This is a genomic window from Nocardiopsis sp. CA-288880 (assembly GCF_050955985.1).
In the GTDB taxonomy this organism is placed as follows: Bacteria; Actinomycetota; Actinomycetes; order Streptosporangiales; family Streptosporangiaceae; genus Nocardiopsis; species Nocardiopsis tropica.
In genome coordinates, this window is the sequence record NZ_CP192105.1 from 4676999 (window position 1) to 4690862 (window position 13864).

Annotated in this window: 13 protein-coding genes; 5 read left to right on the top strand and 8 right to left on the bottom strand. The window is 74.3% G+C overall.

What is annotated here, in order from left to right; translation table 11 throughout:
• Window positions 1-175: 175 nt before the first annotated feature.
• Together ACQPYD_RS20395 and ACQPYD_RS20400 are read left to right on the top strand one after the other, a co-directional pair.
• Window positions 176-883, top strand: a complete 708-nt coding sequence (locus tag ACQPYD_RS20395; RefSeq protein ID WP_433697196.1) for an HAD-IA family hydrolase — start codon at window positions 176-178, stop codon at window positions 881-883.
• Window positions 884-1183: 300 nt separating this feature from the next.
• A complete protein-coding gene (locus ACQPYD_RS20400; protein ID WP_433697197.1) occupies window positions 1184-1309 on the top strand; it encodes a hypothetical protein in 126 nt (41 codons plus the stop codon).
• Between the two features lie 82 nt (window positions 1310-1391).
• On the opposite strand, the gene ACQPYD_RS20405 is transcribed toward ACQPYD_RS20400, so the two are convergent.
• Together ACQPYD_RS20405 and ACQPYD_RS20410 are read right to left on the bottom strand one after the other, a co-directional pair.
• Window positions 1392-1847: an HIT family protein gene (locus ACQPYD_RS20405; RefSeq protein ID WP_433697198.1), complete on the bottom strand. Its 456-nt coding sequence runs from the start codon at window positions 1845-1847 to the stop codon at window positions 1392-1394.
• 124 nt (window positions 1848-1971) lie between these two features.
• Window positions 1972-2925 (bottom strand): GlxA family transcriptional regulator, encoded by a 954-nt coding sequence (locus ACQPYD_RS20410; RefSeq protein ID WP_433697199.1) that lies wholly within the window; start codon window positions 2923-2925, stop codon window positions 1972-1974.
• A 154-nt stretch (window positions 2926-3079) separates the two neighbouring features.
• Between ACQPYD_RS20410 and ACQPYD_RS20415 the strand changes: the two genes are divergently transcribed.
• Window positions 3080-3703 (top strand): isochorismatase family protein, encoded by a 624-nt coding sequence (locus tag ACQPYD_RS20415; protein WP_433697200.1) that lies wholly within the window; start codon window positions 3080-3082, stop codon window positions 3701-3703.
• A 63-nt stretch (window positions 3704-3766) separates the two neighbouring features.
• Here ACQPYD_RS20415 and ACQPYD_RS20420 read toward each other — a convergent pair whose 3' ends face one another.
• The 3 genes from ACQPYD_RS20420 to ACQPYD_RS20430 form a co-directional block, all read right to left on the bottom strand.
• The gene (locus ACQPYD_RS20420; protein ID WP_433697201.1) at window positions 3767-3970 is read right to left on the bottom strand and encodes a hypothetical protein; all 204 of its coding nucleotides are present in this window, start codon (window positions 3968-3970) and stop codon (window positions 3767-3769) included.
• 274 nt (window positions 3971-4244) lie between these two features.
• Window positions 4245-5741 (bottom strand): carboxylesterase/lipase family protein, encoded by a 1497-nt coding sequence (locus ACQPYD_RS20425; protein WP_433697202.1) that lies wholly within the window; start codon window positions 5739-5741, stop codon window positions 4245-4247.
• A 21-nt stretch (window positions 5742-5762) separates the two neighbouring features.
• Window positions 5763-6677 carry an MBL fold metallo-hydrolase gene (locus ACQPYD_RS20430; protein WP_433697203.1) on the bottom strand — a complete coding sequence of 305 codons (915 nt, stop codon included), beginning with the start codon at window positions 6675-6677 and terminating at the stop codon, window positions 5763-5765.
• Between the two features lie 184 nt (window positions 6678-6861).
• On the opposite strand from ACQPYD_RS20430, the gene ACQPYD_RS20435 reads away from it, so the two are divergent.
• Window positions 6862-9681 carry a helix-turn-helix transcriptional regulator gene (locus tag ACQPYD_RS20435; RefSeq protein ID WP_433697204.1) on the top strand — a complete coding sequence of 940 codons (2820 nt, stop codon included), beginning with the start codon at window positions 6862-6864 and terminating at the stop codon, window positions 9679-9681.
• An 81-nt stretch (window positions 9682-9762) separates the two neighbouring features.
• Here ACQPYD_RS20435 and ACQPYD_RS20440 read toward each other — a convergent pair whose 3' ends face one another.
• The 3 genes from ACQPYD_RS20440 to ACQPYD_RS20450 form a co-directional block, all read right to left on the bottom strand.
• Entirely contained in the window at window positions 9763-10773 is a 1011-nt protein-coding gene (locus ACQPYD_RS20440; protein ID WP_433697205.1) for an STM4015 family protein, read from the bottom strand.
• A 126-nt stretch (window positions 10774-10899) separates the two neighbouring features.
• Entirely contained in the window at window positions 10900-11682 is a 783-nt protein-coding gene (locus tag ACQPYD_RS20445; protein WP_433697206.1) for an SDR family NAD(P)-dependent oxidoreductase, read from the bottom strand.
• Window positions 11683-11877: 195 nt separating this feature from the next.
• Window positions 11878-12804 carry a cation diffusion facilitator family transporter gene (locus ACQPYD_RS20450; RefSeq protein WP_433697207.1) on the bottom strand — a complete coding sequence of 309 codons (927 nt, stop codon included), beginning with the start codon at window positions 12802-12804 and terminating at the stop codon, window positions 11878-11880.
• A 339-nt stretch (window positions 12805-13143) separates the two neighbouring features.
• On the opposite strand from ACQPYD_RS20450, the gene ACQPYD_RS20455 reads away from it, so the two are divergent.
• Window positions 13144-13842: a GntR family transcriptional regulator gene (locus ACQPYD_RS20455; RefSeq protein WP_433697208.1), complete on the top strand. Its 699-nt coding sequence runs from the start codon at window positions 13144-13146 to the stop codon at window positions 13840-13842.
• Window positions 13843-13864 lie beyond the last annotated feature (22 nt).

Genomic DNA, 13864 nt, shown 5'->3' on the forward strand with positions numbered 1-13864 from the left:
GCGGGCTACTGTCCTCCGAGGACACGCGTGAGGAGGTACCGCTCGGGCCGCCGCGAGCCGGACGGCGAGGACGGGCACCCCGCACCGAAGCGGCGGCAGGTCCCGGAAGCCCGGCCCCCACTGCCACAGGCCCGTGTCCGTCCGTCCCCCGCCGTACCGACAGCGAAGGTGAACCGTGTCCTCCTCCCCTCCCCCTTCCGGCCCCTACCGGGGGCTCGTCCTGGACTTCGTCGGCGTGCTCACCGCGAACGTGCGCGCGTCCGTGCAGGGCTGGTGCGTGGCCCAGGGACTGCATCCCCGTGCGTGGGGGACGACGCTGACCCATCACCCCGAGGGCCGTCGGCTCTACCTGGACCTGGAGGCCGGCCGGCTCTCCCAGCGCGAGTGGAACCGGCGCACCGCGGCGCTGCTGGGCGTCGCCGAGCACGAGGACCTCATGGGACGGGCCTGGGCCGGGGTCGGTGCCGACGCCGCCATGATCGCCCTGGCCCGCACCGCCCGCCGTGCGGGGCTGAAGGTCGCCCTGCTGTCCAACAGCTTCGGTCTGGACCCGTACGACCCCTACGAGGCGCTCGGGGTGAACGGGCTGTTCGACGTGACGGTGCTGTCGGAGGTCGAGGGGGTCGCCAAGCCCGACTCCGAGATCTACCGGCGCACGTTGGAGCGCCTGGGCCTGGACGGCGGCGCGTGCGTGTTCGTGGACGACAACCCCGACAACCTGCCTCCGGCCCGGGAGCTGGGCATCACGACGGTCCACGCCGACGGCGGGCCGGACCTCGCCGCCAGGGTCGCCGCACTGTTGGGCCTCCCCCTCCGGGAAGCGGACGGGGTGGGCCGGGAGGGGGCGGCGGAGGTCTCCACGCGGAGCCCGGGAGCGGTCTGAGGGTTTCGCCGACTCGCACGGGGCGTCCTGGCCTCGCCGCACCGGCCCGGCCCGGGTCGGATGAGGGGACCGCGACCAGGAGCGGGACGGCGGGGCCCGGGCCGGCCTCCTCCCGACACCCTCGGACCCGGTTCGGCGGCCTCCGGGACCGTTCCGGCGAGGAGGGCGCCTCCCCCTCCGCCGGCCCCGGCCCGGAACAGTCGACCGAGGATCAAGAAAACGGCGACTCGGGGCCAACGACAGTTCCGGGGCGGCTTGCCATGCTCGAAGGGACCTGTTGACCTCTCCCGGGAGACACACATGATCCGCCGACTGATCGCCACCGCGGCCCTCGCCGCCGTCACCGCCCTCGTGCTCGGAGCCCCCGCGCACGCCGACGACCACCACGCCAGCGGCGTCGTGGCGGGCGACCACTTCGCCAGCTGACCCGGCCCCTCCACCAGCGGTGCCCCCCTCGCACGCGTGCCACGCCGCACCGGCGTCACGCGTGCGAGGAGGCCCGAGCCGCTCAGGAGGCGGACGGAGCCTGCGGTCCCGCGTCCAGCCGGTCCCGTAGCCGCCGCTGGAGCACCGCGAGCCGGCTGTCGTCCGCCCGGACGGCGGCGTGGAGTTCGAGGGTCTCGCCCTCGTACCGGGGGATGACGTGGAAGTGCAGATGGAACACGGTCTGCCCGGCAGCGGCCTCGTTGAACTGGATGATCTGGATGCCGTCGGGTTCGAGCTCGTCGGCGACCGCCCGCGCGACCCGCTGCACCTTCTGGATGAGCGTGGCGAGTTGTGCAGGCGTGGCGTCCAGGAGGGTCCGGGGCTGCCCGGTCTTCGGGATCACGAGGGCGTGACCGTAGGACTGGGGGAACACGTCGAGGAAGGCGAGGACCTCGTCGTCCTCATGGATCGTGTAGGCGGGGGCCTCGCCGCGGATGATCTTCGCGAAGACGTTCTGGGGATCGTACGGGTCGGTCATCGTGTGTCAGGGTCTCCGTCGCGTCCTTCTGAGGCAGCCTCGATCGGCTCTGGTCCGGTCGCCACGATAGCGGCGGGGGCGAACGGACCCAGGGGGCACGGCCCCGCGTTCCCGGCCGGCCGGGTCAGTCTCCGTGCCGGGTGCTGTAGTCGCGGCGGTACTCCGAGGGCGTCATCCCGAAGGAGGTCCGGAAGTGCTTCCGGAACGTGGCCGCGTTGCGCAGTCCGCACCTGGCGGCGGCCTGCTCGATCGGCAGGTCGGTGGTCTCCAGGAGACGGCGGGCCTCGTTGAGGCGTTGTTCACGGAGCCAGGCGGCCGGGGTCGTGCCGTTGGTGGCGGTGAAGGCGCGGATGAAGGTGCGCCTGCTCATACGGGCGACGCCGGCGAGGGTGTCGACGTCGATCGGTTCGGCGAGGTGTTCGAGCGCCCATTCGAGGACCCGGGAGATCGGTTCTGCGGTGGTCCGCGAAGGGCGGGGGCCGTCGATGTACTGCGCCTGGCCACCGCCGCGGTGGGGGGCCACGACGAGTTCCTTGGCGACCTGGCCTGCGGTGTGCGATCCGAGTCGGGTGCGGACCAGGTGGAGGCAGGCGTCCAGGCCCGCGGCGGTGCCGGCGGAGGTGAGGACGTCACCGTGGTCGATGTACAGCACCGTCTTGTCCAGGGCGACACCCGGGTGCCGCGTGCGAAAGGTCTCGAACGCCTTCCAGTGCGTGACCGCAGCCCGCCCGTCCAGCAGCCCGGCGTCCGCCACGGCGATCGACCCCAGGCAGAGGCCGACCACGGTCGCTCCCCGCTCGTGCGCGCGGCGTAGCGCGGCGCCCAGGGCCGGGCTCGGCCTTCGGAAGTCCGTGTGCCACGAGGGGATCACCACCGCGTCGGCGTCCTCGAGGGCGGTGAGGTCCGCGAGCCCGCCGAGCTGGTACCCCTCCGCCGTGCGCACACGACCCCTCGCCTCGGAGAACAACGTCGACGACCAGTCGGCGCACCCCTGCCGGGCGACTTCGTCGAAGACGAGGGTCGGCGTGGACAGGTGGAACATCGTGACGTCGTCGAACGCATAGACCGCGATCCGCATGCTCCCCACACTATGGCACGAATGCATCGAAGGATTGCACTCGTGCCACTGGTGGCCGTTCGCCGCGTTCGCCAGGCTTGTTCCAGCGGCGCCGCACGCGGGCGAGGATGCCCGCGGTGGCCAGGGGCGCCGCCACCGACCCGAGGAGGAACCCATGGCGCAGTCACGTGCACTGGTGGTCGTCGACGTCCAGCAGGAGTACTTCACCGGCCTGCTGCCGATTCAGTACCCGCCGCGTGAGGAGTCCGTGCTGAAGGTCGCGAACGCGATCGACGCCGCCGCCGGAGCCGGGATCCCGGTGGTCGTGGTCCAGCACTCGGCCGGGGACCACTCCCCCGTGTTCAACCCGACGCTGCCGACCTACGAGCTCCACCCCGCCGTCGAGGAGCGCCGCAGCGACGCGTGGAAGCCCCTGGTCAAGCAGCACGGTTCGGTGTTCGCCGGCACCGACCTGGAGGACTGGCTGCGCGACCGGGGCATCGACACCGTCACGCTGGTGGGATACATGACGAACAACTGCATCCTCGCCTCCTCCGTGGAGGCGGAGGCCCGCGGGCTCCGGGCGGAGGTGCTCTCCGACGCGACCGGCGCCGTCGACATCGCCAACGCGGCCGGTTCGGTTCGCGCGAAGACCGTGCACGAGACCCTGATGGCGATGCTCAACTCGAACTTCGCCGCCGTGGCGACGACCGACGAGTGGGCGCGGGCCGTGGCCTCCGGAGCCGGGCTGCCCAAGAGCAACCTCGTCGAGTCGGCCGCCGCCGGCCGGGACCGGTGACACCCGCCGGCCGGCGAAGGCCCCAGGGGTCCCTACCGGTGGCCGACGGCCCTGCCCGGGAGGTCAGTCCTTCTTCAGGCTCCTGTTGCCCAGAAGGAAGACGCTCACGGCGAGCGCCACGCTGAGGGCGATCCTCAGGGACGTCGGCAACTCGGGCACCGGGTCCTCGAACTTGATCAGCATGACGAGCAGGAACAGGACGCCGACCAGCACCATGTGGAAGTAGGGCAGGCCGGCGCTTTTCTCGGAGCGGGTTTCCTCGGTCATTCTCATCTTTCGGGGTGAGTGAGAGGAGGCCCGGCCACCTCTCACGCGCGGGGGGCGAACGGTCCGTGCGCGCTCCTGGGGCAGGGGGCCGACGCACTCGGGTGGAAGGGTACATGTCACCCCGTCCGCCCCGCGAGGGAAGGCGGGACCGACACGTCCCGGCTCCGTCCACGGCACGGCAGGCCCCCGATCCGCCCCGGCCCCGGCGGGCGCGGCGGCCCCACCGGTTCCGTCCCCCCGGCGGGCGGGCGGACGGAACCGGTGGGACGGCACGTCACACGGTCGTCCAGGCCTCCAGCTCCCGACCGCGGGGGGCCTCCACACGGGACCACTCGGCGTCGATGCGCATGGTGACCCGGTCCCCGTCGTCGTACCGGTCCCATCCGGGGTCGCCGGTCCCGGCGAACCGGACCCAGGCCCCGTGCATGCGCGCTGCGAGACGGGCGGGCGGCTCCTCGGGGCCGAGCAGTGCGGCCGGACCCCGCAACCGGGAGAGGTGGGCCAGGTCGAAGACGAAGGGCAGCTCCACCCCGTGGGCGGCGCCGAGCTCTCCGTCCAGGGCGCGGGAGCGCCAGGCGAACTCGTAGCCGTAGGTGGCGGGCCGCGGCAGGGCGGCATGGGCGTCGGCCAGGGCCCGGGTGCCCGCACCGAACAGCGCGTCGCCCATGATCGCGGAGCGGAGCTCGCCGAAGGACGCCCGGGGGCGTGACGTGCGGTAGGCCGCGACGAGGCGGGCGGGGTCCGGGTGGGAGAGCGCCGCGGCGCCGTCGACGTCCTCGGCGGTCGAGGCGGAGTACCGGTCCACGGGGACCAGGTAGAGGTTGCCCTCCTCGGTGTTGGTCCCGATGAGCAGGTCGGCGTCGGCGCCGGGACCGGCGGCGAGGGACGCGGCGGGCTGGGTGTCGAGGACCAGGCTGAAGGGGCTGAGCCCGATCAGAGGGTCGCGGTGCGTCCCGGTCCGCAGGTCGATGCCCGAGAGCCGGGAGGACGTCTGCACCAGGCGGTCGTCGGAGAGGCCGGCGAAGGCGTCGGCGTGGGGCTCGACCCCCAGGTCCCGTGCAGCCGCCTCGGTGACGCGGGCGGCCTGCTCGGGCGTGAACGCGCCCAGGCCGCTGCCGCTCTGGACGATCGCCCGGCGCAGGAGGCCCACGGCCTCGGGGGAGGCGAGGACGCCGCCGACGACGGTCGCCCCGGCCGACTGGCCGAAGAGGGTGACGTTGCGCGGGTCGCCGCCGAAGGCGGCGATGTTCTCGCGGACCCAGCGCAGCGCGGCGACGACGTCGAGCAGGCCGCGGTTGGCGGGCGCCCCCGGAAGGTCCAGGAACCCGGCGATGCCGAGCCGGTAGTTGAGGGTGACGAGGACGACGCCGTCGCGGGCGAAGGCCGAGCCGTCGTAGAGCGCGGACCGCGTCGAGCCGGCGACGAACCCGCCGCCGTGGACGAACACCATGACGGGCAGGCCGTCGCCGCCTCCGGCGGGCGTCCAGACGTTGACGGTGAGGTAGTCCTCGCCCCGGCTCCAGCCGGTTCCGAAGTAGGGGGACATGTCCACGTTGCCGAGCCTGCGCTCGGCCTGGGGCGCGTTGGGGCCCGGCGCGGTGGCGTCCCGGACGCCGTCCCAGGGTTCGTGCGGCCGGGGCGGGGCGAAGCGGCCGGCGCCGCGGGGCGGCGCCGCGTAGGGGATGTTCAGGTAGGCGTCGGTGTCGCCCCGGCGCAGGCCGCGGACCGCGCCCCGGGCGGTGGTGACGACGGGTCCGGTGGGGTGGTTCATGGTGATGCCTTTCCGCGGGCCTCAGCCCTGCTCGGTGTACGGGGCGAAGGGGGCCCAGCCCTTGATGGCGAACTTGTCCCCCGCGCGCGACACCTCGGCGGCGCCGTGGCCGCCCAGGTGCGCGGGGATGACGAGCGCGTTGTTGTCGGCCGCCCAGCCCAGGACCTTGCGGCGGGTGGCGCGGGCGCCCGCGGGGTCCTCGCAGAAGCAGCTGTTGGAGTCGGGTTCGAGGATCTGGACCGGGCTGTGCAGCATGTCGCCGACGAACACCGCGCGGTCCGTTCCGGAGGTGAGGGTCAGCACGGAGGAGCCGGGGGTGTGCCCGGGAGCCGCCTCCAGGCGCAGGCCGGCGTCGATCCGGTGGCTGTTCTCCCACAGCAGCGTCCGGCCGGCCCGGTGGACCGGGGCCACGCTGTCCTCGAAGACGTTCTGGTTGCCCCGGCCGAGGTTCGGCTCGTGGCCGTTCTCGGGGTTCCAGAAGTCGAAGTCCTCCTTGGGCATGAGATAGGTGGCGTTGGGAAACGTGGGGACCCAGTTCCGCCCGTCCAGGTAGGTGTTCCAGCCGACGTGGTCGACGTGCAGGTGCGTGTTGATCACGATGTCCACGTCCTCGGGCTCGACGCCGGCGCGCGCGAGATTGGCGAGGAAGTCTGTTTCGAGGCGGCTCCAGACCGGCGAGTACGGGCGCTCCTTGTGGTTGCCCACACCGGTGTCGACGAGGATGGTCCTGCCCTCGCTGCGCAGAAGCCAGGTCTGGATCGCGGAATTCACGGTATTGGTCCCGGAATCCAGGAAATGCGGGTCCAGCCAGGAGGCGCCGTCGTTCCATGCCTCCTTCGGGGTTTCCGGGAAGAAGGCGTCGGTCGTCATGTCGACGGTTCCGTAGTATTCCCGGACACGGTCGATGGTGACGTTTCCGAGCGTGATCTGTTCCATGGGGCGTCCTCGTGCGTTCGGCGGGTTCTGGGGAACCGTACGGGCGGCCCGGGCGGGTCCGGTATCCGTCACGTGACTGCACCTGCGCAGGGCCCTTCCGGGCACGGGGCCGGGCGGCTTGTAGCCTGCCTGGGCCGGGGCAGGACGGCACCGGGTCGAAGAGCCATGTTTGCGGGGGACTTCCGTGGGTGAGCACACAGGCGGCGTCGGCGCGGCCGCCGGGCCGGAGCCGGAGGCCGGGGGGCCGCTCGTCGGCCGGGAAGCGGAGTGGGCACGCCTCCTGCGTGCGGTGGAGCCGGGGGCGGCGGACCCGGTGGTGGTGCTGCTCGGGGACGCGGGCACGGGCAAGAGCGCGCTCCTGGACCGCGCGGCGCGGCGGGCCGGAGCCGACGGCGCGCGCGTGCTGCGCGCCGCGGGGAGCGAGTCGGAGTCCGGGCTGGCGTTCTCCTCCCTGCACCAGCTGCTGCGGCCGTTGCACGACGAGGTCGACGCACTGCCGGACGGGCAGCGCGCCGCGCTGCGGGAGGCCTTCGGCGCGGGACCCGCCGTCGCTCGCGAGGGCGCGCCCGACCCCCTCCTGCTCGGGATCGCCGTCCTGGGCCTGCTGTCGGCCATGGGCGAGCGGCAGCCCGTGCTCGTGGCACTGGACGACGCGCAGTGGTTCGACCGCGCCTCCCTGGACGCCCTGGCCTTCGCCACCAGGCGGCTGGCGGGGGAACCGGTCACCGTGCTGGTCGCGGCCCGCGAGGGCCACCGCCTCCCGGGGTTCGACCGCCACGTGCCCACGCTCACCCTGGGCCCGCTCGACGGCGCCGCGGCCGGCCGGCTCCTGGACCTGCAGCCAACGGCTCCCACCGGACGCACCAGGGCGCGGATCACCGAACAGGCCGCCGGCAACCCGCTGGCGCTGGTGGAACTGGCGAGGTCGGCCGCAGCCCGCGACACGGCCGCGGGGCCGACCGACGCGGGCCCGCTCCCGCTCACCGGCCGCCTGGAGCGGGTCTTCGCCGCGCGCCTGGACGGCCTTCCCGCTGCGACGGGGCGGGCCCTGCTGCTCCTGGCCGCCATGGACAGCTCCGACTCCGACGTCGCCGCCGCGGCCGGGCTGCCCGGCGCCGGGGACGCCGTCTGGCCGCCCGCGGAGGAGGCCGGGCTCGTCCGGCGGACCGGCCCGGTCCCCCGGTTCGGCCACCCGCTCGTGCGGTCCGCCGTGTACCACGCCGCGCCCCCGGAGGCACGGCGCGAGGCCCACCTCGCGCTCGCCGGACTGCTGCGGGACGAACCGGACCGGCGCGCCTGGCACCTGGCCGCCGCCTGCACGCGCCCGGACGCGGCCGTGTCGGCGGAGCTGGAGCGGACCGCCGACCGGGCCCGCCGGCGCGGCGGCCACGCGGCGGCGGCCGAGGCCCTCCAGCGCGCCGCGGAGCTGGCGCCGCGGCGCGAGGACGGCGCCCGACTGCTGGTCGGGGCCGCTTCGGCGGCCGTGTTCACCGGGGACCTCGCCCGGGTCGAGGAACTGGCCGCCGCGGCACGCGCGCGCACGGACGACGCGTCGCTGCTGGCGTCCGTCGCCGTGCAGGCCGGACGGCTGGCGGTCCTGACCGGGCGCCACACCGCGGTCTTCTCCCGGCTGGCCGACGCCGCCGGGGGCTCGGCGGCCTCCCGGCCCGCCGCCGCCCTGGACCTTCTCGCCGAGGCCGCCGTGGTGCGCTTCTACTCCGGGGAGGACGCCCAGCACCACCGCCTCCACGACCTCCTGGGGCGCCTTCCCGAGGGGGCCGCGGACGTCTTCCTGCGCACCTGGGTGAGGACCGTGTCGGCCCCCTCCGCCGCCAGGGACGAGGTCCTCCCCCTGCTCCCGCGGCTGGCCGCCGAGGCGCGGGACCGGCCGGAGCGGCTCACCGCCGTCGGGATCATGGCGTGGCTCCTGGACGAGACCCCGCGGGCCGTCCGCGCCTTCGACGAGGCGTTCGACCGCTGGCAGGTGCGGGGAACGCTGCCGGAGGGGCTGGGCGGCGCCGTCGCCTGGGCCTATGTGGACCGGGGGAGGTGGGACCAGGCCCGGGAGGCCTGCGCCCGCACCACGGCGGTCGGCCGGCTGGTCGGCCTCGACCACGCCGTGGCCTGCGCGGCCGCCGTGGACGCCGTCGTGCTGGCCCACCGGGGTGACGCGGTCGCGGCCCGCGGCCGGGCCGAGGAGGCGCTCGCCCTGGTGGACCCGCTGGAAAGCCGCTCGGTCGGCGTCTACGCACGCCGTGCGCTCGGGGCCGCGGCTGCCGTCGAAGGCGCGTACGGGACCGCCTACGGCCACCTCCGCGCGGTCTTCACCGCGGACGGCGGGCCGGTGCACTACCACGCCTCCCACCCGGCCCTCGCCGACCTGGCCGCGGCCGCCGTGCGCAGCGGTCACCGCGAGGAGGCCGCCGCGATCGTCGAGCATTGCGCACACCTGCTCGCGAAGGGCGCCTCACCCCGTCTGCGCGCGCTGATCGACCGGGCCCGGGGTTTGCTGGCGGACCCCGAGGACGCCGAACCGCACCTGCGGGCGGCCCTGGCGGACCCGGTCCTGGAGCACTGGCCCTTCGAGCGGGCGCAGACCCTGCTCGACCTCGCCGAACGGCTGCGGCGCCGACGGCGCATCGCGGAGGCCCGGGCGCCGCTCGCCGAGGCCCTGGAGGTCTTCCGCCGTCTGGGCGCACGGCCGTGGATCGAGCGCGCCCGGGCCGAGGCGCGCGCCGCCGGCCTCGACGTCGTGGACGCCGCCCCGGACGCGCTCGCCGAACTCAGCCCGCAACAGCAGCAGATCGTCAGGCTCGCCTCCCGGGGGCTGACCAACCGCGAGATCGGTGAGAAGCTCTTCCTCTCCCCGCGCACGGTGGGCTCGCACCTGTACCGCAGCTTCCCCAAGCTGGGCGTCACCGCCCGGTCCCAGCTGCGCGACCTCGTCGGGGGCGCGCCCGCGGCGGTCGGACACCGGGACCGCCGGAGCCCCGCCACCGGGTAGCGGCGGGATGTGGGGGCGCGGGGAACCGCGCCCGGCCGGGGCCGCCGGCGGTCGGCCCGGCCCCGGCCGTGGGCGTTCCGGCTACTCGGACGCCGCGGTGTAGTAGTAGGGCTCCTCGTCCTCGTCGTACTCCTCGTCATCGTCGTCCCTCCCGGCCTCCAGGTCGAGCTCGACCCCGGATCCGGCGAACGCGGCCCTCACCCGCTCCACCGTCTCCTCGCCCAGGAAGTGGTGGTGCAGGTCGAGCCGGCGCAGACCGGAGAAGGCCCCGGCCCGGTCGACGAGCTCCTGTGCGCCCTTGTCCGTGAGGATGCCCAGGGACAGGTCGAGGACCTCCAGGCCCGCGAGGACGGGGGCCTCCGCGAGCACCGGGACCCACTCGGCCCACTTCTCGGCGTTGCGCACCCCCAGGTACCGCAGACGGGGGAACGCCTCTCCCGAGAGCACCGGCGCCAGGTCCTGCGGGGAGGTGCTGCCCCCGTAGTCCTCCATCCCCAGCCACAGCTCCAGGTGCTCCAGCGCGGGCAGCCCCGAGGACGCCACCTCGCGCACGACCCTGCCGGGCAGGCCACCGCTCTGCAGGGTGAGGGAACGCAGCGAGGCGTGCGCGGGCACGTGCAGCCCGAGCCGGCCCCCCATGCCGTCGGCGCCCTTCACGGTCAGCGCCTCCAGCCGGGGGAAGGCGGCCACGAGCGGCGCCAGGTCGGGCTGGGAGATCCAGGAGAGCTCGCACTCGTCGAAGGTGATGTCGCCGAAGAAGACCGAGCGCAGGTTCGGCAGCGCGTCGGCGTGCTCGACCAGCAGGTCCGCGGCCTGGTACAGGCCTCCCTCATTGGCATAGGACCATTCGCCGACGACCAGTGCCGTCAGGTGCTCTGCGTCCACCTCGGACAGGAACCGGGCGAGGTAGTCGGCGCACTCGTCCTCGGGAGGCCTCCGCGTGCCCGCGCTGGTCCGCAGCCGCCAGGCCGTGGCGGCGGGGTCGTGCGGGTCGCCGCCCTGCTCCCAAATGCGGGCGAGCCGCTCCTCCCATGTGCCTCTGGCGGGGAACTCGACCACGGGCAGGCCCGCGAACTCGGTGAGGTCGGACATGGGGGTTCTCTTCTCAGGCTTCAAGGGGGTGAAATGTCCCCCATGCCTAGCAGTTCCGGGGGACAGACGGGGGTTCGGGAGCCTTCCGGTGCGGGGCGGCCGAAGGCGCGCCTCCCCCCGCCACGGTCACAGCGCGTGTCCCCCGGCGACCTGCAGGACCTGCCCGGTGACCCACCGGGCTTGATGGGAGGCCAGGTAGACCACGGCGTCGGCGATGTCGTCCGGCTCCCCGACCCTGCCCATCGGCACGGCCTCCCCCGCCCGGGCGACGAGGTCCTCGTCCATCCAGCCGGTCTGGACGGGGCCCGGGGCGACGGCGTTCACCCGGATGCCGCGCGCCGCCAGGTCCAGCGCGGTGGACCTGGTCAGCGCCTCCAGCGCGCCCTTGGACGTCCCGTAGCCGGTCTGGCCGGGGAAGGCCCGCGCGGCGTCGGTGGTGATGTTGACGATGCACAGCGGCTCGTCCCCGCGGCGCAGCCGTGCCGCCTCGGCGGTGAGGACCGCGGGGGCGACGGCGTTCACCCGGTAGTGGCGCTCCAGGGACGCGTGGGTCAGGGTGTCGACGGTGTCCGGCGTCTCGCAGTGGGCGGCGTTGTTGACCAGCACGTTGACCGGACCGGCCCGGTCCGCGACCTCGCGCACGAGCCGGACGGGCCCGTCCGGCTCGGACAGGTCGGCGCCGACGGCGAAGGAGCCGTTGCCGAGTTCCTCCGCGAGCTCGTCCGCCGTCCCCGCGGCGGGGGTGACGTGGGCCCACTCGGCCCCGGCCGGCGCCGGAGGTTCGCGGTCGAGGTGGTGGACAGCCACGCGCGCCCCCTGGGCGGCGAACGCGCGGCTGATCGCCGCGCCGATGTTCCCGGATCCGCCGGTGACCAGGACGGTCTGTCCGGCGAGGCGGGTGTCGATCATCGTTGCCCCTTCGGTGGTTCGTCGGTCGGCCGGTGCGGGGGCCGGCGCGCCCGCACCCCGCGTCCCGCGTCCCGGCCGCGGCCCGACCCGCTGCGGGGGCCGGTACGCCCAGGGTTGCCCCACCTGCCCGCAGCCGCAACCCGTTTGTCCGGGCGCGGCCCCGCGGACCCCGCCTCCGGGGGCTCCGCGGCCGCCTCAGCCCGGGGAGCGGGGGCGCAGCAGGTCGGGTTCGATGTAGATGATCTTGGCGATGGGCACGGCCTCGCGGATCCTGCGCTCGGCCTCGTCGATCGCGCGTGTGACCCGTCGGGCGTCGTCCTCGGCGTCCACGGCGACCTTGGCCGCGACCAGCAGCTCCTCGGGCCCCAGGTGCATCGTGCGCATGTGGATGACGGCGTCGATGTCCGCGCAGTCCAGGATGGCCCCGCGGATGAGGCGGATGTTCTCCTCGCTGGCGGACTCCCCGATGAGCAGGCTCTTGACCTCCACGGCCAGGAGCACGGCGAACACCACGAGCAGCAGGCCGATGGCCCCCGAGCCCAGGCCGTCCCAGACGCCGTTGCCGGTGATCAGGGTCAGACCGACCCCGACCAGGGCGAAGGCCAGGCCGATGAGGGCGCCGGTGTCCTCCAGCAGGATCACCGGCAGCTCGGGGGACTTGGTGCGGCGGATGAACCCGAACCACCCCACCCGGGCGCGCGCCGACCTGGACTGGCGCAGCGCGGTGCGCAGCGCGGTCGCCTCCATGACGGCGGCCACCAGCAGCACCACGATGGGCACCCACTGCCAGGAGGTGATCGGGTGGGGGTCGCGGATCTTCTCCCATGCCTCGTACAGGGCGAACAGCCCGCCGAGGGTGAACAGCACGATCGCCACGAGGAAGGCGTAGACGTAGCGCTCGTGGCCGAAGCCGAAGGGGTGCTCCGGCGTGGCGGTGCGCACCGCCCGCCGTCCGCCGATGAGCAGCAGGATCTGGTTTCCGGAGTCGGCCACCGAGTGCACCGACTCCGCGAGCATGGCCGAGGACGCCGTCAGGAGATAGGCCACGAACTTGGTCACGGCGATCCCGAGATTGGCCGCCAGCGCCATGATCACGGCCTTCGTGCTGTCCTCGGTGCTCACCGCGTCGCCTCCTCGTCAGCTGCGGACCGCCGGCCGGGCCGCGGCGGTCGCACCGCCGGCCTCCCGGGGCGCGGTGTCCGGGGCCTGCCCCGGACCTTCCCAGGTTCCGTGGCGGGCGGTGCACGTGCAAGCACCCCGCTGCCGTGTCGGACCGGGCTCTCCCCGGCCCGGCTCACGGTCCTCCGGGGCGGATGCGGCCGGGGTACGGGACCGGCCGGGAAGGCACGGAACTGTGCGGGGGGTCACACGCACATCCTCGGGGCCGCGACCAGCTGTTCTACTGGTGTACTGGTCTTACAGATGTATGTGTCAGGGACTCGGCTGTGGCACGATGAGTACGTGAATCGACAGGCCAACTTCACCCTCGCACCCTCGTCCCTGACCGACGCGCTCTACCAATCACTGCGTCGCCGCATCGTCAACGGAGAGATCGCCGCCGGTGAGAAGCTCACCGAGCACCGCATCGCCAGTGAGTACGACGTAGCGCGCCCGACCGCCAAGGCGTGCCTCGAACGGCTCACGGTGCTCGGCCTGCTCCGCCGTTCCGCCCACAAGACGGCGGTCGTCCCCGACTTCCACGCGGACGAGATCCACGACCTCTTCTTCAGCCGGGGCACCGTCGAGAGCGCGGCGGTCACCGTGCTGGCGGCCGAGGGGGCGGTTCCCGCCGAGGCGGCGGAGGCCCAGGTGCTCATCGAGGCCGCGGCCCGGGACGGCAACTTCGAGCGGCAGGTCGACGCGGACATCGCCTTCCACACCGCGCTGGTGTCCGGCGCCGGCAGTGAGCGGCTGAGCCGGATGCACGAGCTGATCATGGGGGAGGTGCACCTGACCATGGGCCGCTTCCAGGCGCACCGGGCCACGCAGGGCTCCACCGTGGCCCACGAGCACGCCACCATCCTCGCCGGCATCGAGGCCCGGGACCCCGACGCGGCGCGCCTGCGCCTGTCCGAGCACCTCGACCACGCGCGCGACCGCCTCCTGGCAGGGCTGGAGACCGGTGCGCGGGAGGCGGCCGGGGCCGGGGGCGAGCAGTAGCCGACGGGACGGAGCCGGCCCG